At 74.9% G+C, this 22,726-nt stretch carries 21 protein-coding genes; 11 read left to right on the top strand and 10 right to left on the bottom strand.

All coding sequences use genetic code 11. The features are described 5' to 3' along the window. Window positions 1–19: 19 nt before the first annotated feature. Window positions 20–880: an LLM class F420-dependent oxidoreductase gene (locus C1708_RS18680; RefSeq protein WP_106413754.1), complete on the bottom strand. Its 861-nt coding sequence runs from the start codon at window positions 878–880 to the stop codon at window positions 20–22. 222 nt (window positions 881–1,102) lie between these two features. Here C1708_RS18680 and C1708_RS18675 point away from each other — a divergent pair, with 222 nt between their 5' ends. The 4 genes from C1708_RS18675 to afsS all read left to right on the top strand — a co-directional run bounded on the left by C1708_RS18675 (window position 1,103) and on the right by afsS (window position 6,516). Then, a complete protein-coding gene (locus C1708_RS18675) occupies window positions 1,103–2,614 on the top strand; it encodes a CehA/McbA family metallohydrolase (protein ID WP_106413753.1) in 1,512 nt (503 codons plus the stop codon). 13 nt (window positions 2,615–2,627) lie between these two features. Further along, window positions 2,628–3,023: a nitroreductase/quinone reductase family protein gene (locus C1708_RS18670; RefSeq protein ID WP_106413752.1), complete on the top strand. Its 396-nt coding sequence runs from the start codon at window positions 2,628–2,630 to the stop codon at window positions 3,021–3,023. A gap of 125 nt (window positions 3,024–3,148) precedes the next feature. Continuing rightward, entirely contained in the window at window positions 3,149–6,106 is a 2,958-nt protein-coding gene (afsR, locus tag C1708_RS18665; RefSeq protein ID WP_106413751.1) for an SARP-family global regulator AfsR, read from the top strand. Window positions 6,107–6,327: 221 nt separating this feature from the next. Continuing rightward, on the top strand, window positions 6,328–6,516 hold the full coding sequence (afsS, locus tag C1708_RS18660) for a regulatory protein AfsS (RefSeq protein WP_106413750.1): 189 nt from the start codon (window positions 6,328–6,330) through the stop codon (window positions 6,514–6,516). A gap of 136 nt (window positions 6,517–6,652) precedes the next feature. Here afsS and C1708_RS18655 read toward each other — a convergent pair whose 3' ends face one another. From C1708_RS18655 to kbpA, 3 genes are all read right to left on the bottom strand, one after another. Next, the gene (locus tag C1708_RS18655) at window positions 6,653–7,177 is read right to left on the bottom strand and encodes a hypothetical protein (RefSeq protein WP_106413749.1); all 525 of its coding nucleotides are present in this window, start codon (window positions 7,175–7,177) and stop codon (window positions 6,653–6,655) included. Between the two features lie 186 nt (window positions 7,178–7,363). Further along, a complete protein-coding gene (gene afsK / locus C1708_RS18650; protein ID WP_106413748.1) occupies window positions 7,364–9,724 on the bottom strand; it encodes a protein serine/threonine kinase AfsK in 2,361 nt (786 codons plus the stop codon). Window positions 9,725–9,946: 222 nt separating this feature from the next. Next, window positions 9,947–10,669: an AfsK-binding protein KbpA gene (kbpA, locus tag C1708_RS18645; protein WP_198602533.1), complete on the bottom strand. Its 723-nt coding sequence runs from the start codon at window positions 10,667–10,669 to the stop codon at window positions 9,947–9,949. A gap of 134 nt (window positions 10,670–10,803) precedes the next feature. Between kbpA and C1708_RS18640 the strand changes: the two genes are divergently transcribed. The 3 genes from C1708_RS18640 (at window position 10,804) to C1708_RS18630 (ending at window position 12,792) form a co-directional block, all read left to right on the top strand. Further along, window positions 10,804–11,439, top strand: a complete 636-nt coding sequence (locus C1708_RS18640) for a TetR family transcriptional regulator (protein WP_106413747.1) — start codon at window positions 10,804–10,806, stop codon at window positions 11,437–11,439. A 224-nt stretch (window positions 11,440–11,663) separates the two neighbouring features. Continuing rightward, on the top strand, window positions 11,664–12,089 hold the full coding sequence (locus C1708_RS18635; protein WP_106413746.1) for a pyridoxamine 5'-phosphate oxidase family protein: 426 nt from the start codon (window positions 11,664–11,666) through the stop codon (window positions 12,087–12,089). A 37-nt stretch (window positions 12,090–12,126) separates the two neighbouring features. Further along, complete coding sequence (locus tag C1708_RS18630; RefSeq protein WP_106413745.1) at window positions 12,127–12,792, top strand: pyridoxine/pyridoxamine 5'-phosphate oxidase; 666 nt, start codon at window positions 12,127–12,129, stop codon at window positions 12,790–12,792. Between the two features lie 43 nt (window positions 12,793–12,835). Here C1708_RS18630 and C1708_RS18625 read toward each other — a convergent pair whose 3' ends face one another. Beyond that, complete coding sequence (locus C1708_RS18625; protein ID WP_106413744.1) at window positions 12,836–13,438, bottom strand: GNAT family N-acetyltransferase; 603 nt, start codon at window positions 13,436–13,438, stop codon at window positions 12,836–12,838. A 106-nt stretch (window positions 13,439–13,544) separates the two neighbouring features. Between C1708_RS18625 and C1708_RS18620 the strand changes: the two genes are divergently transcribed. Then, on the top strand, window positions 13,545–14,744 hold the full coding sequence (locus C1708_RS18620) for a flavin-containing monooxygenase (protein ID WP_106413743.1): 1,200 nt from the start codon (window positions 13,545–13,547) through the stop codon (window positions 14,742–14,744). A 39-nt stretch (window positions 14,745–14,783) separates the two neighbouring features. On the opposite strand, the gene C1708_RS18615 is transcribed toward C1708_RS18620, so the two are convergent. Continuing rightward, entirely contained in the window at window positions 14,784–16,112 is a 1,329-nt protein-coding gene (locus C1708_RS18615; RefSeq protein WP_106413742.1) for an MFS transporter, read from the bottom strand. Window positions 16,113–16,184: 72 nt separating this feature from the next. Between C1708_RS18615 and C1708_RS18610 the strand changes: the two genes are divergently transcribed. Further along, on the top strand, window positions 16,185–17,222 hold the full coding sequence (locus C1708_RS18610) for a GlxA family transcriptional regulator (RefSeq protein ID WP_106413741.1): 1,038 nt from the start codon (window positions 16,185–16,187) through the stop codon (window positions 17,220–17,222). 424 nt (window positions 17,223–17,646) lie between these two features. On the opposite strand, the gene C1708_RS18605 is transcribed toward C1708_RS18610, so the two are convergent. The 3 genes from C1708_RS18605 to C1708_RS18595 form a co-directional block, all read right to left on the bottom strand. After that, complete coding sequence (locus tag C1708_RS18605; protein ID WP_198602532.1) at window positions 17,647–18,114, bottom strand: ATP-binding protein; 468 nt, start codon at window positions 18,112–18,114, stop codon at window positions 17,647–17,649. A gap of 483 nt (window positions 18,115–18,597) precedes the next feature. Further along, a complete protein-coding gene (locus tag C1708_RS18600; protein ID WP_106413739.1) occupies window positions 18,598–19,110 on the bottom strand; it encodes an EF-hand domain-containing protein in 513 nt (170 codons plus the stop codon). Window positions 19,111–19,284: 174 nt separating this feature from the next. Further along, complete coding sequence (locus C1708_RS18595) at window positions 19,285–19,665, bottom strand: STAS domain-containing protein (RefSeq protein WP_106413738.1); 381 nt, start codon at window positions 19,663–19,665, stop codon at window positions 19,285–19,287. 360 nt (window positions 19,666–20,025) lie between these two features. Here C1708_RS18595 and C1708_RS35840 point away from each other — a divergent pair, with 360 nt between their 5' ends. Continuing rightward, window positions 20,026–20,607 carry a sigma-70 family RNA polymerase sigma factor gene (locus tag C1708_RS35840; RefSeq protein ID WP_106413737.1) on the top strand — a complete coding sequence of 194 codons (582 nt, stop codon included), beginning with the start codon at window positions 20,026–20,028 and terminating at the stop codon, window positions 20,605–20,607. After that, on the top strand, window positions 20,604–21,779 hold the full coding sequence (locus C1708_RS18585) for a maleylpyruvate isomerase N-terminal domain-containing protein (RefSeq protein WP_106413736.1): 1,176 nt from the start codon (window positions 20,604–20,606) through the stop codon (window positions 21,777–21,779). The genes C1708_RS35840 and C1708_RS18585 overlap by 4 nt, the downstream gene beginning before the upstream one ends. A 53-nt stretch (window positions 21,780–21,832) precedes the next feature. On the opposite strand, the gene purU is transcribed toward C1708_RS18585, so the two are convergent. Next, window positions 21,833–22,714 (bottom strand): formyltetrahydrofolate deformylase, encoded by an 882-nt coding sequence (gene purU / locus C1708_RS18580; RefSeq protein WP_106413735.1) that lies wholly within the window; start codon window positions 22,712–22,714, stop codon window positions 21,833–21,835. Window positions 22,715–22,726: the final 12 nt, after the last annotated feature.

The raw sequence follows: 22,726 nt of genomic DNA, 5'->3' as shown, positions 1-22,726 counted from the left end.
GAGCATACGTTCGGCGTGATCAGGACTTCCGCCCGTCCAGGAACGGCTGGAGGGCGTCCAGCGCGCCCAGCACCTCCGTCTCCCCCGCCGGCGGCAGCTGCGCCACGACCTCCTCCACGCCCAGCTCCGCGAAGTGCTCCAGCTTCCCCGCACTGGGCCGGACCGCGTACGGCACGACCTGGAGGGCGGCCGGGTCGCGGCCGGCGTCGGCCCAGGCGGCGCGCAGCGCCGGCAGCGACCCGGTCAGGCCGCGCCCGCCGATCGGCAGCCAGCCGTCGGCGTACGCGCAGATGTCGGCGAACAGCTTCGGGCCCGCCGCCCCGCCGACCAGCGTGCGCGGGCCGGTCACCGGGCCGCGCGGCTTCCGCACCGGCTTGGGGTACGCGATGCTCGCCCGGACGCTGCCGAACTCGCCCTTATAGGCAGTCGGTTCGTCGGCCCACAGAGCGCGCATCAGGCCGATCCGGTCCCGTACCAGTGCCCGCCGGGTGCGCCACTCCACCCCGTGGTCGGCGGCCTCCTCCGCGTTCCACCCGAAGCCGACGCCCAGCGTGAACCGGCCTCCGGAGAGGTGGTCCAGGGTCGCGATCTGCTTGGCCAGGTCGATCGGGTCGTGCTGCGCGGCGAGCGTGATGCCGGTGCCGAGCCCGAGCCGCTCGGTGACGGCCGCGACCTGTCCGAGCGCGACGAAGGGGTCGAGGGTGCGGCCGTACTCGCGGGGCAGCTCGCCGCCCGCCGGGTAGGGGCTGGTGCGCTCGACGGGGATGTGCGTGTGCTCGGGCAGGTACAGCCCGGCGAAGCCCCGCTGTTCCAGCTCCCGGGCCAGCCGGACCGGGGTGATCGTCTCGTCGGTGAGGAAGATCGTGACGGCGATGCGCATGGACGGCCTTTCGTACGCGGGACGACGTCCCATGCATACCCGTCCGCTCCTCCCCTGTCCATACCGACCGGTCGGCATTCATCCCGCCGCTCCCCCGCCACCCGCCCCGAAATCCGTCGATTCCCTTCCCTTCCACGGCAGTTCACTGCTCGATACGAAGATTGCACCGCACCATCCCTGCATCACCCAGCCCTGTCCTCACCGACACCCGGGAGCAGCAGCATGTGCGAGGAGCATCAGACCGGCATCGGGCGGCGCGCCGTCTTCCTGACGGGCGCCGCCGCCGCGCTTACGTCGGGGAGCGTGAGCTTCGCCTCCGCGGCCGAGGGCGGCCGCACCCGGACCAGGACGGTGCGCGGCACCCTGGAGCCCGGCGCACCCGACTTCGTGTACGTCCCCGTCGAAGTGCCGCACGGCGTGAGGGAGATCAAGGTCGCCTACACCTACGACCGGCCCCAGGTCCCGGCCGGCACCGCGGGCAACGCCCTGGACATCGGCGTCTTCGACGAGCGCGGCACCGGACTCGGCGGCGAGGGCTTCCGGGGCTGGTCCGGCGGCGCCCGCACCGAGTTCTTCCTGCGCGCCGACGACGCCACCCCCGGCTACCTCCCCGGCCCGGTCCGCGCGGGCACCTGGCACATCGCGCTGGGTCCGTACACGATCGCCCCGCAGGGCCTGTCGTACGAGATCACCGTGACGCTGACGTTCGGCGAGCCCGGCCGGACGTCCCGGCCGGTGTACCCGCCGGAGCGGGCGAGGGGACGGGGGCGGGCCTGGTACCGGGGCGACTGCCATCTGCACTCCTGGCACTCCGACGGCCGCCGCACCCCCGGGGAGATCGCCGCGCTCGCCCGCGCGGCCGGGCTGGACTTCGTCAACTCCAGCGAGCACAACACCCATTCCGCGCACGCCCACTGGGCGGAGGCGGCCGGCGACGACCTGCTGGTGCTGCTCGGCGAGGAGGTCACCACCCGCAACGGGCACGTGGTGGCGCTCGGCACCGACCCCGGCACCTTCGTCGACTGGCGCTACCGGGCCCGCGACAACCGCTTCGGACGGTTCGCCCGGCAGATCCGCCGCGCGGGCGGCCTGGTCGTGCCCGCCCATCCGCACGCCACCTGCATCGGATGCAACTGGAAGTTCGGCTTCGGCGAGGCGGACGCGGTCGAGGTGTGGAACGGCCCCTGGACGCCCGACGACGAGGTGGCGCTGGCCGACTGGGACAGCATGCTGGCCGCATCCGTGCGGGACGGCCGCGACTGGATTCCGGCCATGGGCAGCAGCGACGCGCACCGCGACCCGGACGTGGTCGGCCTGCCGCAGACCGTCGTCCTCGCCGACGACCTCAGCCGCCGCGCGATCCAGGACGGCATCCGCGCCGGCCGCTGCTACGTCGCCGAGTCCGCGCGGGTCTCCCTGGCCTTCTCCGCGTCCGGCCCGCGCGGCGAGCACGCCGGGATCGGCGAGCGGCTGCGGGTCCCGGACGACGCCCCGGTGACCGTCCGCCTCGAGGTCACCGGCGCCCCCGGCCGCACCGTCCGGCTCGTCACCGACCAGGGCGTGCTGCACACCTCCGCGCCGCTGCCGGCGAGCGGGAAGGGCGTCGTCGAGTGGCGGACCACGCCGTCGTACGCCGCGTACGTGCGCGCGGAGGTGCGGCACGGGGCCCCGGCCGGGCCGCTGCCCGGAAGCTTGGCCGCTTTCACCAACCCCGTCTTCCTCGGCCGCCGGTAGGCTCGGCGCCACGATGACTTCTCGCGCCGAACGCAAGTACCGCGTCGCCACGGCCTTCCAGCGCCGCGTGGGGAACCCGCTGCTGCGCCGGATGCCGTTCCAGACCCTGCTGGAGACCACCGGCCGCGTCTCCGGCCTGCCCCGCACCACGCCGGTGGGCGGGCGCCGGGTCGGCGACACCTTCTGGCTGGTGTCGGAGTTCGGCGAACGCTCGCAGTACGTGCGGAACATCAAGGCGGACCCCCGGGTGCGGGTGCGCGTCCGGGGCCGCTGGCACACGGGCACCGCCCGTCTGCTGCCCGAGGACGACCCCGTCGCCCGGCTGCGCACCCTCCCCCGCTTCAACAGCGCCGCCGTGCGGGCGATCGGGGCGGATCTGCTCACGGTCCGGGTGGATCTGGACGGGTGAGGTCGCACATGTGGGGAGTCCGTGGCGGCCCTCCGGTCCCCGTGTGATCGGCGTCTCGCACGGCTGACTCCCGCGTCAGGAGAAGGCAAACTGGCGTAGTTGCTCGGAATGCATAGGGGGACTGCATGGACGGTGTGCCGCGGGGACCCGAGCAGCGGGGTCCCGGCTCCCCGACGGAGCCGGTGGCGCTGCGGTTCGGTGTGCTGGGTCCGGTGCGCGCCTGGCGTGACGGCGTACCGGTCGCCACCGGCAGTCCACAGCAACGCGCCCTGCTGGCCGCCCTGTTGCTGCGCGAGGGCCGCACCGCCACGGCCGCCGAGCTGATCGACGCCCTGTGGGGCGGGGAACCGCCCTCCCAGGCGCTCGCCGCGGTGCGCACGTACGCGTCCCGGCTGCGGAAGGTGCTGGACCCCGGCGTCCTGGTCAGCGAGTCCGGCGGCTACGCCGTGCGCGGGCTCGGCGAGGGCGCGCTGGACCTCGCGGCCGCCCAGGAGCTGGCCGCGGAGGCGGAGAAGGCCCGCAACACCGGCGACCTGTACCGCGCCCGCGACCTGCTCAACCAGGCGCTGGCGCTGTGGGACGGCGAGTCGCTGGCCGGGGTGCCCGGCCCGTACGCCGACGCGCAGCGCGTCCGCCTGGAGGAGTGGCGGCTGCAACTGCTCGAGACGCGGCTGGACATGGACCTGGAGCAGGGCTGCCACGCGGAGGCCGTCTCCGAGCTGACCGCGCTGACCGCCGCGCATCCGCTGCGGGAGCGGCTGCGCGAGCTGCTGATGCTGGCGCTGTACCGCAGCGGCCGCCAGGCGGAGGCGCTGGCCGTGTACGCCGACACCCGCCGGCTGCTCGCCGACGAGCTGGGCGTCGACCCGCGCCCGGGCCTGAGCGAGCTGCAGCAGCGCATCCTGGAGGCCGACCCGGCCCTCGTGGAACCGCCCGCCCGGCTGCCCCACCCGGACCCCGCGCCGGTGCGCCCGGCACAGCTCCCGGCGACCGTGCCGGACTTCACCGGCCGTGCGGCCTTCGTACGGGAGCTGGGCGGGGTCCTGGCGTCGGCCTCCGGCGACGAGGCGCGGGTGATGGCGGTGTCCGCCGTCGCCGGCATCGGCGGCGTCGGCAAGACCACCCTCGCCGTGCACGTGGCGCACGCCGCCCGCGACGCCTTCCCCGACGGCCAGCTCTACGTCGACCTCCAGGGCGCCGGAGCGCGCGCCGCGGAGCCGGAGACGGTTCTCGGCTCCTTCCTGCGCGCCCTCGGCACGGCTGACTCGGCGATCCCTGACTCCCTGGAGGAGCGGGCGGCGCTGTACCGCTCGGTGCTGGACGGCCGCCGGGTGCTGGTGCTGCTGGACAACGCGCGCGACGCGGCGCAGGTACGGCCGCTGCTGCCGGGCACGGCGGGCTGCGCGGCCCTGGTGACCTCCCGCGTGCGGATGGTGGACCTGGCCGGGGCACATCTGGTCGACCTGGACGTGATGGCGCCGGAGGAGGCGCTGGCGCTCTTCACGAAGATCGTCGGTGAGGAGCGGGTGCGCTCCGAGCGGGAGGCCGCCCTGGACGTGGTGGCCGCCTGCGGCTTCCTGCCGCTGGCCATCCGCATCGCCGCCTCCCGGCTGGCCGCCCGCCGCACCTGGACGGTCTCCTTCCTGGCGGCGAAGCTCGCCGACGAACGCCGCCGGCTGGACGAGCTCCAGGCGGGCGACCTGGCGGTCGCGGCCACCTTCGAACTGGGCTACGGCGCGCTGGAGGCGGCGCAGGCGCGTGCGTTCCGGCTGCTGGGCCTGGCCGACGGCCCTGACATCTCGCTGGCCGCCGCGGCCGCCCTGCTGGACCTGCCGGCGGCTGAGACGGAGGACCTGCTGGAGTCCCTCGTCGACACGTCCCTCCTGGAGTCCGCGTGCCCCGGCCGCTACCGCTTCCACGATCTGCTGCGGCTCTACGCGCGTGCATGCGCCGAACGCGACGAACAGCCGCCCGCCGAGCGGGAGGCCGCCCGGTCGCGGCTGCTGGACTACTACCTGGCGACGGCGGTGCGGGTGTACGGCATCGAGCGGCCGGGCGACCGGACCGTGGCGCACCTGGAGAAGGGCCGTGCCGCGGGCGAGGAGTTCAGCGGCGCGGCGAAGGCGCTGGACTGGCTGCACAGCGAGGCCGGGCCGCTGCTGGCGTGCGTGCAGCAGTCGCTGGGCGCGTCCATGGTGCGCCGGGCCGTGGACCTGCTGGTCGCGGCCATCGACCTCGCGGAGTCCGGGGTGGACTCCCGCCAGTACCGCAAGACCGCGCGGGCCGCGTGCGAGGCGGCGGCCGCCCTCGGGGACGCGCGCGCCGAGGTGCGGGCCCGGGTCACCGTCGCCCAGGTGTTCAGCCAGGCGGGCCGGTTCGAGGCCGCCGACGAGGAGGCGAGGCGCGCGGACGCGCTGCTGCGGGACGCGGACGACCCGTGGGCGAACGGCACCGCCCCGAACCAGCTCGGCATCATCGCCCTGTGCACCGCGCGGTACGCGGAGGCCGAAGGCTGCTTCCTGCGCGCGATCGACGCCTTCCGCGCCGACGGCAACCGGCCCGGCGAGGCCAGCGCCGTCTGCAACCTTTCCCGCACCCTCGCCTCGATGGGCCGCAGCGGCGAGGCCGTCGAACTCGCCCGGCGGGGCGTCGAGATCTACGACGAGCTGGGGATGTCCATGCGGCTGGCGAACGCCCGCTACGCCTCCGGCATCGTGCTCAGCCAGGCGGGACGGTCCTCGGAGGCGCTCGCCCAGCTCGACGAGGCGCTGTGCATCTTCGCGGAGAACCGGCAGTCGCTGTGGGAGGGCACCACCCACTACCGCATCGCCGAGGTGCACCTGCGGGCCGGCCGCCCGGCGCGGGCCGCCCGCCACGCCGAACAGGCCCTGGCGACGGGCTGCATCGGCGGCGACTGGATGCGGGCCAACGCCCTCACCGTGCTCGGCCGGGCGCTGGACGCCCTCGGCCAGGGCGACCGGGCGCGCGCCTGCTGGCGCGAGGCGCTGACCCTGTACGAGGAGACGGGCTCCGCCGAGGCCGTCCAGGTGCGCCACCTGCTCGCCCGGCTGTCGGCGGCCTGACAGCGGCTCCGGCGGCGGCCCCTGCGGCGGCGTTCATCGAACGTTTATGGCGGGCTGCCACCCTCATGGGACGGATGCGTCGCGTCGGGGGGCAGGCGGATCCGAGGGGCTCATCTCCACGGTGGGACCCGCTGGAACGGCCGCTCGGCGGCTTCGGGGGAACCGCCGAGCGGGCCGTTCGACCGCACGGCCCAGTCCACCTGTTGGGGGTAGCACACGTCATGAGCGAAGCCACGAACGAGCCGGAGTTCACCACGCAGGACCAGCACGCGCCGGTCCCGCCGGGCAAGGACGGCCCCGAGGTCACCACGCTGGACCAGCACGCGCCCGCCCCGCCGAGCATCGGCGAGGTCACCACGCTGGACCAGCACGCGCCGGCCCCGCCCGCCCTGGACCGGGACGGCCGGTAGGTCTCCGCACGGGGGCCGGTCCCGGCGGCGCGGAGGGGGAGCCGCCGCGGCCGGGTCGTGAAGAGGGTCCGGCCGCGGTGTCGTACGACACCGCGGCCGGACCCTCTTCACGTCGTCCCTCCCGGGCGCCCCCGGGTCAGGACGCCGGGGCGAAGGAGTCCAGGTCGCACGCGTCGATCAGCGGGACGCTCTCCGCGTCGTCCACCGGGACCCTGGCCGGCGTGGTCCCGCCCGCCGGGACGGCGACCTCCTCGGTCCGGCTGACGAGTTCGTCGCCGGCGGTGTCCTTGAAGACCACCGTGACCGAGAAGGTGCCGTCCACCGTGTCGGTGTTGGTGACCTCGACGGTGGCGTAGGGCGTCTCCTCGGACGCGCAGTCGACCAGCGTCACCGTGGCGTCCTCCGGGGACGCCGACGCCTCCGGGTTGCCGGCCCCGCCGGACCCGCCGCTGCCGCCGTCGTCGTAGTCATCGTCGTCGTCGCGGTGCGAGCCGCCGCCCGAGCCCGACGCGTCGTGGTTCTGGCCGGAACTGCTGCAGCCGCCGCCGTCGCCGTCCCCGCTGCCGCCTCCGTGCCCGCGGCCGGTGGAGAAACCGGTGAGGGCGAGGACGACGAGCGCCGAGACGGCGGTGAGCTTGAGCGTCTTCCCCCGAGAAGTCATGCTTCTCAGGCTAGCGATCTTTGTGTCACGGGCATGTCACTGCCTGGAGACCGTCCCGCACGCGGCGCGGCGTCGGCCCCGAGGGCGGCGGACACCGCCGCTCCCCGCCGCGGCGGCCGCCGTCCGGGCCCCTTCCGCGCAGCCGGCGCGACGGCCGTCCCGCGGTGACGCGGGGGACGGCACGGCTCACGCGGTCCGCGCCGTGCCCGTCCCCTTCTCCGCGTCCAGCGCGTACACGCAGCGGTCCTTGCTGCACGCGTACACCACGCCGTCCCGCACCACCGGCGAGCCGGTGATCTCCCCGCCGGTGGCGAGCTTCCAGCGCAGGCGCCCGTCGTCGGCCTTCAGCGTGTACAGCAGGTGGTCGCTGGAGCCGAAGTGGATGCGGCCCTCGGCGACCGCGGGGGCGCCGACGATGTCGCCGCCGGACTGGAAGCGCCACTTGGGCGTGCCGGTGACCGCGTCCAGCGTGTAGAGGCCCTTGCCGCTGCCCACGTGGACGTGGCCGGCGGCGACCAGCACCGGCTCGACCGAGGAGCGGGCCTCGGTGGCGATGCGCCAGCGGTCGCGGCCGTCGGTGGCGTCCAGGGCGTAGACCGTGCCGAGGTAGTCGGCGAGGTACACCCCGCCGCCGGTGACCGCGGGGCCGGGCACGAAGGCGGGCGGGCACAGGAAGACCGCCGGGGCCTCGAAGTGCCAGCGGACGTGCCCGGAGGCCGCCTCCAGGGCGACCACCCGGGTGCCGGCGCAGACGTAGACGTAGCCGTCGGGCGCGGAGGTGAGGCGGACCGGGACGCCGCCGCAGGAGGCCGCGTCGCCGATCGGGTACGCCCAGCGCTCCTCGCCGGTGCGGGCGTCGAGGGCGCGCAGCCGGGCGTCCTGCCAGACGTAGGCGGTGCCGTCGAGGAGGGCGGGTCCCGCCTCCGGCGACTCGAAGTCGGTCTGGCAGCCGGTCACTTCCCACAGCTTCTGCCCGGTGGACGCCTCCCAGCCCTGCACGCCGCCGCCGCGGGTGCCGGTGAGGACGGTGCCGCGGTCGGCCTTGAGGGAGTACACCCAGGCGTCCGTGTTCAGCCGCCACAGGTCGCCGCCCTCGCGGGCGTCGAGCGCGTAGAGGGTGGGGCCGTCGGAGGCGTGGACGCGGCCGTCGGCGACCGCCATCGACCAGGCGACGTCCCGCGTCTTGAAGCGGCGCCGGCCGGTGGCCACGTCCAGGGCGTGCACCTCGAAGGAGGTGACGTACACCAGGTCGCCGGCCACGGCGGGCGTGCCCCACACGTCGTTGGACATACGGAACCGCCACGGGCGCCAGCCGCCGGGCTGCTCCGGCAGGGCGGCGGGCGCCGGGGGCGCGGCGGCGGGCTCGGCGCCGTTGACGTCGGGGCGGGACTTCGTCCAGGTCGCGGCCAGGGCGGCGGTGGGCGGGGGCACCTGCACGGCGGCCGTGCGCGTGTCGGCGACGCGCGGGCCGGGGCCGATGGGCACCGCGGCGCCCGCCAGCCGGACGGGCCCGGTGCCGGGCGCGCCCACGGGGGCCGGCCGCGACGGGGGCGGCGGCACGACCGGGTCGTGCGGCGGCGGGGGCGGCACGGGGGGACGCGCGCCGGCGCCGCCCCCGCTGCGGCCGCTGTTCTGCGGCGGCTTGGCGGGGCGGCCGCCGCGGCGCGCCTCGATCAGGCTGACCGCCCGCTCGGGCAGCCACGCCGATGCCGTGCCGCTGTCGTCGGAGCCGGAGCCGAACAGGTGCGGGGCGAGCTGCGCCTGGAGGTCGGCGGGGTTGGGCCGGGCCGTGGGGTCCATCTGCATGCACGACTCGATGAGCGGCCGCAGCTCGTCCGGCAGGCCCTCGAGGTCCGGGCCCTCGCGCAGCAGCATGAAGACCGTCTCGACGGGGTTGGCGCCGTGGAACGGGGGGTGTCCGGTGGCGGCGAAGACCAGCATGGAGCCGAGGGAGAAGACGTCGCTCGCGCCGGTGACGCTGCGGGAGTCCTTGGCCTGCTCCGGGGACATGTAGGCGGGGGTGCCGACGGCGACGTTGGTCATCGTGAGCCGGGTGTTGGACACCCCGGAGGCGATGCCGAAGTCGATCACGCGGGGGCCGTCCTCGACGACCAGCACGTTGGAGGGCTTGAGGTCGCGGTGGACCAGGCCCGCGCCGTGGATCGACTGGAGCGCCTCGGCGACGCCCGCGGCGAGCCAGCGCACGGCCTGCGCGGGCAGCGGCCCGCACTCGTTCACTATCTCCTCGAGCGAGGGGGCGGGGACGTACGCGGTGGCCAGCCACGGCACGGCGGCGCGCGGGTCGGCGTCCACGACGGCCGCCGTGTAGAAGCCGGAGACGGCGCGGGCCGCCTCCACCTCGCGCGTGAAGCGGACCCGGAAGAGCTGGTCCTCGGCCAGCTCGGTCCGGACCGTCTTGATCGCCACCCGCCGGCCGGACGCCGAGCGCGCGAGATAGACCAGCCCCATGCCGCCGGCTCCCAGCCGTCCCAGCACCTCGAACGGCCCGATACGCCGCGGATCGTGCTGCGTCAGCTGATCCACCACTTGCCTGCCACCTCCCCGTACGCGTCGCGCCACCACCTGTGCGCGACCGTAGTGCAGCGTCTCACCACCGCACCGCCGTGGCGGCACGCACCCCGATTCTTCCTGTCCGGGCCCCCTGGTGCGAACCGGCCGACAAATCGGGTGTCCAGGTTGACATATGAATCGAACGGACGGCCGTGCGGTGTACGGGAGACGGACCGCGACGGCGCACCGAGCGTACGGTCAGGGGCGCAGCAGCGCGAAGGACGCCCCCTGATCGTCGGTGACGACGGCCGCCGTCCCGTACGAGGTCTCGAAGGGCGGCACCTGCGTCCGGCCGCCGAGCCGGGTCACCTTCTCCAGGGCGGGCTCCAGCTCCCGCACCGCGAAGTGGACGAGGAGGTGCGGCGGCATCTCGGGGGCGAAGACCTCGGAGACCGGCGCGCGCCCGAAGTCGGGGTCGGCGTCCGCGCCGAACAGGGCCTCGTGGAAGAGGTCGCCGTAGAAGGCGTTCGCCGTCTGCGTGTCCCGTGCGTAGAGCTGGACCCAGGCGAAGGCGCCCGGCTCGTGGCGGCGTCCGAAGCCGGCCGCGGTCCCGGACTCCCACAGCGAGAACACCGCGCCCTCGGGGTCGGTGACGAGCGCGGTGCGGCCGAGGTCGCCGAACGGCGCCGGGGGTGCGATCACCTGTCCGCCGGCCGCCCGGATCCGCGCGCAGAGCGCGTCGGCGTCCGGGGTGAAGAAGGACACCGTCCACACCGTCGGCAGCCGCCCGTCCGTCTTGTGCGCGAGGGAGGCGACGGGGTCGCCGTCCTTCAGCGCCCGGACCGTCCCGGTGGGCCGGCCCTCGAAGGTCCAGCCGAACAGCTCACCGTAGAACCGCTTGCCCGCCTCCAGATCGGGCAGTTGCGCGTCCACCCAGCACGGGGTGCCCTCCGTGTACTCCGATGCCCTGTTTTCGGCCATGCCGACAACGTAGCCGTGCCGTCCGCACGCCGCCGACCAGGCACACCAGGATCGTGAAGCCTTCGCACCCCATTTGCAGTCGGCCGAATCGCGCTCCCCCACCCCGTCGGTAAGCTGACGGCATGACAGGACAAGTGCGTACCGTCGACGGCCGCGTGGCCGGCCGGCGTGGGCAGGAGACCCGGCAGAAGCTGCTCGACTGCCTCAGCGAGATGCTCAGCTCGTCCCCGTACCGGGATGTCAAGGTCATCGACGTCGCCCGTCGCGCAGGGACCTCGCCGGCCACCTTCTACCAGTACTTCCCGGACGTCGAGGGCGCCGTCCTGGAGCTCGCCGAGACCATGGCCGCGGAGAGCGGCTCCCTGGGCGAGCTGGCCGAGGGCCGCTCCTGGAGCGGGCGGGCCGGCTGGCAGACGGCGCAGGAACTGGTCGACGGCTTCCTGGAGTTCTGGCGGCGCAACGACGCGATCCTGCGCGTGGTGGACCTGGGCGCCGCCGAGGGGGATAAACGTTTCTCCAAGATCCGTCTGAAGGTCCTCAGCGCGGTGGAGACCCCGCTCGCCGAGTCCGTCTCCGCGCTCCAGGCGAAGGGGCGGATCGACAAGGACGTCAGCCCCGGCGCGGTCGCCGGGTCCCTGGTCGCCATGCTGGCGGCCGTGGCCTCGCACCAGAAAGGTTTCTCCTCGCGGGGCGTCAAGCAGGCCGAGATCAAGCCGAACCTGGCGCTGCTGGTGCACCTGGGGGTCACCGGGCGCAAGCCCGCCAAGTAGCCGCGCCCGCGGCCCGCACCCCGCACGCGACCTCGCCGTTTCCTGTCATCCGGGCGGCGGTTCACTCCGGTGGACCGCCGCCTGTCGCGTCCCGCGGGGCCGTCCGGTTCCGATGGTCGGGGCGCGACGCACGGAACACGTCCCCGCCCGGCCGGCGTTGTACCGCCCGGCCACAGGCCGCCCGGGCGCACGCCCCGACCGCAGACGCCGCTGGAGGAACCGCCATGGCCCTGACCCGTGAAGAGCGCGAACAGTTCCTGTCCGAACCGCGTGTGGCCGCGTTCGCGGTGGACGCGGGCGGGGGCCGCGCCCCGCTGACCGTGCCGATCTGGTACCAGTACGCGCCCGGCGAGGACGTGTGGATCCTCACCGGCCTGCACTCCCGCAAGAACCGGCTGCTGCGGGCGGCGGGGCGCTTCTCCCTCCTGGTGGAGCGCGTCGAGCCGACCCTCCGCTACGTCTCCGTCGAGGGCCCGGTCACCGACACCTCCCCCGCGACGGTCGAGAAGCTGCGGGAGATCTCCGCGCGCTACCTGCCGGCCGAGAAGGTCGAGGGGTACGTCGACTTCGCGTGGAAGAACCACGGCGAGCAGGTCGTCGTACGGATGCGGCCGGAACGGTGGGTGTCGTCCGACCTCGGGTCCGTCTGAGGCGGCCGCCGGGCCTCCGGGGGCCGACAATCGCCCCATGGAACCCGACCTCCACGCACTGCTGCGGTCCCTGCGGGTGTGGGACCCGGCCGTCACCGACCTGCGTCCCTTCGATCCGGAGCGAGCCCCCGCCGAGCCGCTGCCGCTGTTCGCGCGGTGGCTGGCGCAGGCCGCGGCGGCCGGCCAGCCCGAGCCGCACACCATGTCCCTGGCCACGGCGGACGCGGCGGGCCTGCCGGACGTACGGATCGTGATGCTGCACGGCGCGGACGAGGACGGCTGGTCGTTCGCCACGCACGCGCACAGCCGCAAGGGCGGACACCTCGCGGCCCGCCCGTACGCGGCCCTCGCCTTCTACTGGCCGGTCCTGGGCCGCCAGGTCCGGGTACGGGGCCCCGTGTCGGCCGCCCCGCCCGAGGAGGCCCGGGCGGACCTGCGCGCCCGCTCCACCGGCGCCCTGGCCGCGGCCCTGACCGGCCGCCAGAGCGCGGTGCTCCCCTCCCCGGAGGACCTCACCCGCGCCTCCGAAGCCGCCTGGGCCCGGGCCCGCCGGGCCCCGGACACCCCGGCCCCCTCCTGGACCCTCTACCGCCTCGCCCCGGACGAGACGGAGTTCTTCCAGGGCGACCCCCACCGCCGCCACGTCCGCCTGCGGTACCGCCGCGAGGAGGAGGGCTGGGTCAGGGAGCTGCTCTGGCCGTGAGCGGGCCGGTCCGGCTGGCCCGGGCCCGCGCGGCCCGGCCGCCTCACGGACCCGGCGGAACCGCGTCCGTGGCGAGGCGGGCGTGGAGGTGGGCGTCCCGGTAGGCGTCGTGGCGGCCGGCGGCGAACATCGCGCCGCGGAGTGTGCCCTCCGGGAGGAAGCCGCAGCGTTCCGCGATGCGGCAGGAGGCCGTGTGGCCGACGGCGTGTTCCAGTTCCAGGCGGTGCAGGCCGCCGTCGGTCAGCGCCCACCCCGCGGCGAGCAGCAGCGCGCGGGTGGCCACGCCCCGGCCGCGCGCCTCGGGCAGCACCCAGTAGCCGACGCGGCCACAGCGCAGCACCGGGCGGATCTCGGTGACGCCGATGTGGCCCAGCGCCGTACCGCTGTCCGCGTCGGCGACGTGGAAGGAGACGCCCGCGCCGTCCGCGGTCTGCGCGGCGCGGGCGCGCAGCGACTCACGGGCGCCGGCGAGGTCGGTGACCGGGCGGAGCGGGGTGTTCCAGCGCCGGAACTCCGGGTCGGTGATGCCGCGCAGCCAGGTCTCGGCGTCGGCGGCGGACTCCGGGTCCCAGGGGCGCAGGAACAGACCGTGGCCGCGGAGTCCGGACGGCGGGCGGAGCCGGGCGCGTGGGTGCGAAGAGACCATGAGGGCATTCAAACCCGCGATCGCGGTGGAATCATGTGATCATTCCGCAACCAATTCCGGTCTTGACCGAGACCCATCAAGCAGCTGCCGGATTACGCTCGCGGTCATGGCCGACTCCACCACGTCCGCGCAGCCCACCGCGCCCCACCGGGCGGACCGCCCCGTCCACGTCATCGGCGGCGGCCCCGGCGGACTGTCCGTCGCGTACGCCCTGCGCGCCCGCGGGGTGCGGGCCGTCGTCCTGGAGCGTTCCGAGCGGGTCGGCGACTCCTGGCGCCGCCACTACGACCGGCTGCACCTGCACACCACCCGGCGGCGGTCGGCGCTGCCCGGCCTGCCGATGCCCCGCCGCTTCGGACGCTGGCCGTCCCGCGACGACGTGGTCCGCTACCTGGAGAAGTACGCCGAGCACCACCGGCTGGAGATCGTCACCGGTGTCGAGGTGTCCCGCGTCGAGCGCACCCCCGACGGCACCGGCTGGCTGCTGCGCGCCACCGGCGGGCGTGAGCTGACCGGCGCGGCGGTCGTCGTCGCCACCGGCTTCAACCACACCCCGCGCGTCCCCGGCTGGCCCGGCCGGGACACCTACGGCGGGGAGTTCCTGCACGCGTCGCAGTACCGCAACGCCGAGCCGTTCGCGGGGCGGGACGTGCTGGTGGTGGGGGCCGGCAACACGGGCGCCGAGATCGCCGTGGACCTGGCGGAGGGCGGCGCCTCCCGGGTGCGGCTGGCGGTGCGCACCCCGCCGCACATCGTGCGCCGCTCGACCGCGGGCTGGCCCGCGCAGTACTCCGGGATCCTGGTGCGCCGGCTGCCGGTGGGCCTGGTCGACCGGATCAGCCGGCTCCAGGCGCGGATCGCGCTGCCGGACCTGTCCGAGCACGGCCTGCCCCGCCCGGAGGCCGGGCTCTACTCCCGCGTCCTGGAGGGCGCCATCCCGGTGCAGGACGTCGGTCTGGTCGACGCCGTGCGCAAGGGCAGGGTGGAGGTGGTCGCCGCCGTGAAGGGCTTCGAGGACGACGAGGTGCTGCTGGCCGACGGCGAGCGCGTCGCCCCGGACGCGGTGATCGCGGCCACGGGCTACGAACGCGGTCTGGAGGGCCTGGTCGGCGGCCTCGGCGTGCTGGACGACCGGGGCAGGCCCGTGGTCCACGGCGCCCGCACCCCGGCCGGCGCCCCGGACCTGTACTTCACCGGCTTCACCAACCCGATCAGCGGCAACCTCAGGGAGATGGCCCTGGACGCCCAGCGCATAGCCCGGGCGGTCGCCCGCAGCGGCAAGGCGTCCCGGCTGCCGGGCGCCTGACCCCACGGACGCGCCGCCCCCGGACCGTGGGCGTGCGGTTCAGTCCACCGCCTCCACGGCCACCGCGTCCGGGCGGTCCGCCGGCCGCTCGCGGATCACCAGCGCCAACAGCGCCGCCGCCGCGCACAGCGCCCCCGACCCGAGCCAGACCACGTCGTACGTGCCGAACGCGTCCCGCGCGAGACCGCCGACGAAGGCGACCACCGCCGCGCCCACCTGGTGGGACGCCAGGACCCAGCCGAACACGACGGGGCTGTCGTCGCCGTAGTGCTCCCGGCACAGCGCGAGCGTGGGCGGCACGGTGGCGACCCAGTCGAGGCCGTAGAAGACGATGAACAGCAGCATCGGCGGGTGCACCGAGGGCGCGAGCAGCAGGGGCAGGAAGAGCAGGGAGACGCCCCGCAGCGCGTAGTAGACGGCGAGCAGCCGGCGCGCGTCGAAACGGTCGGTGAACCAGCCGGACGCCACCGTGCCGACCACGTCGAAGACGCCGATGACGGCCAGCAGGGACGCCGCGGTGGTGACAGGCATGCCGTGGTCGTGCGAGGCGGGCACGAAGTGGGTCTGGATCAGCCCGTTGGTGGAGGCCCCGCAGATCGCGAAGGTGCCGGCGAGCAGCCAGAACGGGCCCGTGCGGGCGGCCGAGGCGAGCACCGTCAGCGTGCGCCGGGCGGCCCCGGGCACGGGCGCCGGCCTGGGCACGAACTCCTTCGCCCCGTACGGTTTCTGGCCCACGTCGGCGGGGTGGTCGTGCAGCAGCAGCCAGACGAACGGCACCACCGCGAGCGCGGCGAGCGCCACCGTCACCGCCGCGGGCCGCCAGGAGTACCGGTCGACGATCCATGACAGCAGCGGCAGGAAGATCAGCTGCCCGGAGGCGGACGCGGCGGTGAGGATGCCGCTGACCAGGCCGCGCCGCTCGGTGAACCAGCGGTGGGTGACGGTGGCGGCGAAGGCCAGCGCCATGGAGCCGGAGCCGAGGCCCACCAGCAGGCCCCAGCAGAGCATCAGCTGCCAGGCGGCGGTCATCCACACGGTGGCGCCGGACCCCACCGCGATCACGGTCAGGGCGACCGCGACGACCCGGCGGATGCCGTAGCGGTCCATCAGCGCCGCCGCGAACGGGGCGGTGAGGCCGTACAGCGCCAGGTTGACGGAGACCGCGGCGCCGATGGTGCCGCGCGACCAGCCGAACTCGTCGTTCAACGGGTCGATGAACAGCCCCGGCACGGCGCGGAAGGCGGCGGCGCCGATGATCGTCACGAAGGTGACGGCGGCGACGAACCAGGCCCGGTGCACCCGGAGGCGGTTCGGCTTGTGGCCGCTCGCGGGCGGCCCGGCGGCGGCGGTCCTGCTGGTCGTGGTCACGCGGTACAGCTTCGGGGAGGCATGTCCCCTTCAACGAGTGGCCCGAAGGACAGCGTTCGCTAGGATCGGGCCATGCCTCTGGACACGGCCGGACTCCCGTCCTCCCCCGCCGGCCGCCGGCCCCACCGCGTGGTCGTGCTCGCCCTCGACGGGCTGCTGCCGTTCGAGCTGGGCATCCCCCACCGTGTGTTCGGCCGCCCCCGGGACGAGCACGGGCGCCCGCTGTACGAGGTGCTCACCTGCTCGGTCCGGCCGCCCGGCCCGGTCGAGACGGACGCCGACTTCACCGTCCACGTCCCCCACGGCCCGGAGGCCCTGGCCGGCGCCGACACCGTGATCGTCCCCGCCTGCTACGAGCGGGGCCCGGTCTTCGAGCGGGGCGAGCTGACGGACGAACTGGCCGACGCCCTCGGCCGCATCCCGCCGGCCGCCCGCATCGCCTCCATCTGCACCGGGGTGTACGTCCTCGCCGCCGCCGGCCGGCTCGACGGGCGCCGCGCCACCACCCACTGGGCCGACGCGGAGCGGCTGCAGCGGCTGTTCCCCCGGATCGACGTCGACCCGGACGTGCTGTTCGTGGACGACGGCGACATCCTCACCTCGGCGGGCGTGGCGGCCGGGATCGACCTGTGCCTGCACATGGTGCGGTGCGACCACGGCGCCGCCGTCGCCAACGACGTGGCCCGGCGCACGGTGGTGCCGCCGTACCGCGACGGCGGGCAGGCGCAGTACATCCAGCGGCCGGTGCCCGACCCGCAGCAGGCGTCCACCAGCGGTGCCCGCGCCTGGGCGCTGGGCCGGCTGCACGAGCCGATCCAGCTGCGCGACATGGCCGAGCGGGAGTCGATGTCGGTGCGCACCTTCACCCGCCGCTTCCGGGAGGAGACCGGGGTCAGTCCGGGGCAGTGGCTGACCCGTCAACGGGTGGAGCGGGCGCGGTACTTGCTGGAGTCGACCGATCTGACCGTGGACCAGGTGGCGCGGGACGCGGGCTTCGGCACGGCCCAGTCCCTGCGGGCCCGCCTCCAGGCGGCCCTCGGCGTGACGCCCACGGCCTACCGCCGCACGTTCCGCGCGGAACGCGGGGAGGCGGCAGCGGCCGGGAGCTGACAGCCGCCCCGAGTCCCGCCGGGCACCCGCGGACCGTCCACAGCCTGTGGACAGGCCCTCGGCGGTGCGGCGCCGCTCGCCCCGAGCGCGACAGCCCCGCACCGCCCTTCCTCTCCGGCTCTCCCGCCAGGTCCCCCACCCCCGGGAGCACGCGCCGGATCACGACCCACACTCGCCGAGGACTCCCGTCGCGGGGCCCTCGCCGTCCCCTCGCGGCGAATCGCTGACGACCAGGGTGATCACCCGGTCACGGCGCGTCAACACCGTCCAGCCGGACGGTGGGCGGATTGCGGCAATCGCCCGTTTCGCCGCCTCGGCGCACGGGAGCACGCCCGGCGCACCGGATCACGCGCGGCACCGCACCGCCGTCCCCCTGTGCGCCCGTCCCTCCCCGAAGGCGCGGCAACCGTACGGCGGGTGGTGCTCAGACCGCCCCGTACGCCAGCCCGTCGTACGTCACGACGCCGCTGCCGCAGGAGGCGCGGGCGGCGCCGGACGCCCGGCCGCAGCGGTCGAGTTCGCACCAGATGCGCTTGCCGGTGCCCTCGGTGCTCCAGCCCCAGCGGTCGGCCAGCCCGTCGACGAGGGCGAGTCCGCGTCCACCGGTCGCCTCGCCGCCCACGCAGCGCGGCACCGGCGCCCGGTCGCTGCGGTCGGCGACCTCCAGGCGGACGGCGACCTCCTCGGTCGCGTCGGCCCCGGGCAGCGAGAGTCTGAGGACGGCCGGACAGCCGGTGTGCACGACGGCGTTGGTGACCAGCTCGGAGACGAGCAGGATCAGCGTCTCGGCCAGCGGTTCGTCGGCCCCTATGCCGGCTCCGGCCAGCCGCGAGCGGGCCCAGCGCCGGGCTCGCCCCACCTCAGCGGGGTCGGGCCGGATCTCCAGCTGCACTTGAAGCACCTGCACCGCTCACACCATCCGAACCGGCGGACACTTGGACTCGCGCCTCACGAGGGCCACGATCCTAGCCATTCTCTGCATGGCCAGAACGACGGCCGGGACAGGGATCACGGACCGTGATTCCCTTGTGGGCCAGCATGGTTGACGTTCCGTCACCGCAACAAGCGCTTCGGGCATATTCCAGCGCGAAGGAGTACCCGTGCGGCATACTGTGCGACGCTCGCCACGGGGAGTCGAACGGAGCGCCGCGAACGGCCCGCCCGCCCCGCGAGCGGGCCGCGGGAACGGGCCGGCCGGCCGCCGCCCCGAGGGCGGCCCGGCCGCGGTGCGCTCATGACGACTCGCATCCCGCACACGGTACCGGAGCCGCGCTCCGACTGCGGGCCGTGACGGAGGAACGCACCGGGTACGAACCGGCCCCGACGCTCCGTGATCAGGACAATGCCACGATCGGTGACACGGACGCGCGGCGCGTCACTCGGGGACGGTGAAGTAGCGGGCGAACGCGGAGACGATCTCCTCCTCGCCGATCCGGCCGTCCCCGTCCGTGTCCAGCTTCGCGGCGGCCTCCCCGGCGAGCTCCCCGTCGACGCCCAGCACCTGGAGCACGCGCGCGGTGTCCGCCACGCCGACGGCGCCGTCCGGGGCGGCGCCGGCGACGGCGAGCGCCGCGTGCAGGAAGGGGCGGGCGATCTCGGCGAACCGCTCCGGGTTGTCCCGCAGCCGCTTGAGCGCGCCGTTCACGAACTCCTCGCGGGTGATGCGCTGGTCGCCGTCCCGGTCGGCGATGCCGGCCATGCCCTGCCAGAACGCCTCGGCCCCGGCGTACAGGGCCTGGCCCCGGTCGGAGCGGGCCGCCGTGTCGAATGCGGCGAGCAGCGCCTTGGCCGCCGCGTTGAAGTCCTCGCGGTCGATGTAACCGTTGCCGTCCTGGTCGAAGCCGGCGAAGCGGGCCGCGATCCTGCGCTCGTACTCGCTGGTGACCATGTCTTTTCTCAGGCCGCCTTAGGTCGGAGGGTCGTCTCGCTGGGAGCGTACGCGGTGCGGGGGCGCGGGGGAGCCGGAAAGGGCGCTCGCACCAGGACCGGGGGAACACCGGGACACACGTGTGACACGTGTCAGGAGGCCGTCACGCGCTCGGGCGGGGGAGCGTGCGCGGGGTCAGGCCGGGAGCGGGCGGGCGTCCTCGTCGACGGCGGACGGCACGTCCGGGTGGATCTCGAACAGGCGGCGCACCCCGAGGGCGCCGAGCACCTTGTTGACGTGGCTGCCGTCGGCGGCGCCGCGCGCGGGCAGGATCAGCCGCAGCCGGCCCTGGCAGGAGCGCAGCAGCCGGCGGGAGGCTATGAGCACCCCCACCCCGCTGGAGTCGCAGAACCACACCTCGGAGAGGTCGAGGACGAGCCGGTGCCGCCCCTCGGCCACGGCGTCGTGCACCCGCTGCCGCAGCACCGGGGACGTCGCCAGGTCCAGCTCGCCGGAGACCCGGAGGACGGCCCATGCGCCGTTCTCCTGGCCGGTCACTGTGAAGGTCACCACCACGCCCCTCGCTCGCCGAACGGAAGCAATGCCTACGCTTCCTTGCTGCGCGGCTGCCCACCGGCCGTTCCCCGAAACGCGGCCCCAAAAACGGTTACCGAACAGAGAAGGCTGGTAATAGTCGCAATCGATCCGATTCGATCGGTTCCGATCGCCCTCCGGTGGGGCAGACATGAGGCGCACACCGTGCGACCTGCGCGGGCGGCCCTCTACCACGGAAGCCCCCGCGAGGGGCGCGCTTTGCTGCAAAGGGGCGTGCATGCGCCCCCATGGCGACTACATTCGTGGCATCGCCGGTCACGCACCGGCCCCGGGCACCGACCACCCCGGGGCCCGGGGGACGAACAGGGGGTGAGGGGCCGCATGCCGAAAAGGGACGTACCGCCCCGCTGGGACCGCACGATGCAGCAGCGGCTCGCCCGCGGGGAGGCCGCCGCCCTCGGCGAGCTCTACGACCGCTTCGCCTCCCTGGTGCACGGCCTCGCCCATCGCGTCCTCGGCGACGAACACGCGGCCGACACCGTCACCCGCGACGTCTTCGCCCACGTCTGGCAGCACCCCGACTCCTACGACCCCCGGCAGGGCCCGCTGCGCAGCTGGCTCGCCGCCCTGACCAACCGGCTGGCCGTACAGCGGCTGCGCACCACCGAGACCGCCGCGCTCGCCCTGGGCGGCCCCGGCACCACCGAGGACCTGGAGCGCAAGGTCCGGCACGCCACGGTCGCCGCCCGCGCCGACTACATCGTCCAGTCCATGCCCGCCCCGCTGCGGGCCGCGCTGGAACTGGCCTACTTCCAGCGCCGGGACTACCGCCGGACCGCCGCCGCCCTCGGCGTCACCGACGAGGAGGCCCGCCGCCGGCTGCGCCTCGGCCTCCAGTTGCTGGCCACCGCCCACGACACCGGGACGCCGGGCGCGCCGCCCGGAATCGGAGGGGCCGCGTGAACGGGCGCCCCGGGCCGTACGACCGCCGCGCGCCCCTCGCCCCCGGGCCGGACGGCCCGCCCCCGGGCCCGGAGCACCATGTGCTGAAGTCACTGCTGGGCGCCTGGGCCCTGGCCGCCTGCGCGCCCGCCGAGGCCCGGGCCGTCGAGGCGCACCTCGGCGTCTGCGGGCCCTGCGCGGACGAGGCACTGCGGCTGCGCGAGGCGGTCGGCCTGCTCCAGCGCCCCGAGAGCCTCGACCTCGACCCGGCGCTGCGCGCCCACGTCCTGGAGACCTGCCTGGAGCGGCGCCCGCCGCGCGTCCCGGTCCCCGAGTGGGCCGCCGCCTACGACGCCGAGACGGCCCGGCTCGACGCGCTGCTCCAGGACTTCGGGGACAACGAGTGGCACGCCCCGGTGCGGCTGCGCTGGTACGAGGGCGACGAGGCGAGCAGCCGCCGCACCACCGTCGCCGGGGCCATCGCCCACCTGCTGACCGTCGACGGACTGGTCGCGGTCGCCCTGGGCCTGGAGGACCCGCTCGGCGACGTCCGGCCCGAGCGCCCCACCCCCTCGGACCGCACGGAGGCCTACTGGCGGGCCGCCCGCTTCCCGCCCACCCGGGCCGTCCGCGGCCCCTGGCGGGAACAGAGCCACCGGCTGATCCGCACGGTCTCCTTCACCGGCAGCGGCACCGGCCGCATGACCGTCCCCTACGGCGACTACGCGCTGCCGCTGCACGACGCCATGCTGGACCGGGCCTTCGAGTGCTGGGTGCACGCGGAGGACATCGCCGAGGCGGTGGACTACCCCTACGACCCGCCCTCCGGGCAGCACCTGCACGACATGGTGGACCTCGCGGCCCGGATGCTGCCCCTGGTGCTGGAGCACCGCCGGCGCCACGGGCTGGCCGCGCCCGTGGAACGCCGCCTGGTCGCGGCCGGGGAGCCGGGGCGCAGCCTGCGGCTGGAGATCGAGGGGTCCGGCGGCGGGGAGTGGCTGATCCCGCTGGACTCGCCGGCGGCGAAGGGGTCCGCCGAACACGAAGTGGCTCATGTCGCCCTGGACGGGGCGGAGTTCTGCCGGCTGGCGGCGGGGCATCTGCCGCCGCCTGAGGCGGCGGCCGGGCAGGAGGGGGACCGCGAGGCGATCAGGGACGTGCTGCTGGCCGCGGCGAGCATGAGCAGGATGTAGCCGCACCCGCGGGTGCGTCGAGGGCCGTCGGCGGAACCGGGGCAACCCGCCCTCTAGGCGAAGACGACCGTCCTGCGGCCGTTCAGCAGGATCCTCCGCTCCGCATGCCACTTCACCGCCCGCGCCAGCGCCTGGCACTCCACGTCCCGCCCGATGGCGACCAGCTGGTCGGGGGTGACGTCGTGCGACACCCGCTCGACCTCCTGCTCGATGATCGGCCCCTCGTCGAGATCGGCGGTGACGTAGTGCGCCGTCGCCCCGATCAGCTTCACACCCCGCGCGTGCGCCTGGTGATACGGCTTCGCGCCCTTGAAGCTCGGCAGGAAGGAGTGGTGGATGTTGATGATCCGCCCCGAGAGCTGCTTGCACAGGTCGTCGGAGAGCACCTGCATGTAGCGGGCGAGGACGACGAGCTCGACGTCCTCCTCGCGCACGATCTCCAGCAGCCGCGCCTCCGCCTCCGGCTTGGTGTCCCTGGTCACCGGGATGTGGTGGAAGGGGACGTTGTAGGAGGCCACCAGCTCGGCGAAGTCGGTGTGGTTGGACACCACTCCGGCGATCTCCACGGGCAGCGCACCGGTCCGCGCCCGGAACAGCAGGTCGTTCAGGCAGTGCCCGAACCTGCTGACCATCAGCAGGATGCGCATCTTCTCGTCGGCCCGGTTGATCTGCCACTCCATCTGGAAGGAGTCGCCGATCGCCGCGAAGCTCGCCCGCAGCTTGTCCACCGTGACCGGGGCCTCGGCGGAGAAGTGGACGCGCATGAAGAACAGACCCGTGTCGTGGTCGCCGAACTGCTGGCTGTCCTCGATGTTGCAGCCGGTCATGAACAGGTAGCTGGACACGGCGTGCACGATGCCCTGCTTGTCGGGGCAGAACAGGGTGAGGACGTACTGGTCGGCCGGGGCCGCGGCTCGGGTGGACTGCTCGCTCATGGGAAAAGGGTC

Source organism: Streptomyces sp. DH-12 (genome assembly GCF_002899455.1).
GTDB lineage: Bacteria > Actinomycetota > Actinomycetes > Streptomycetales > Streptomycetaceae > Streptomyces.
Note: the sequence above shows the minus strand (reverse complement) of the source record. Positions and strands in the feature narration are given on the sequence as shown.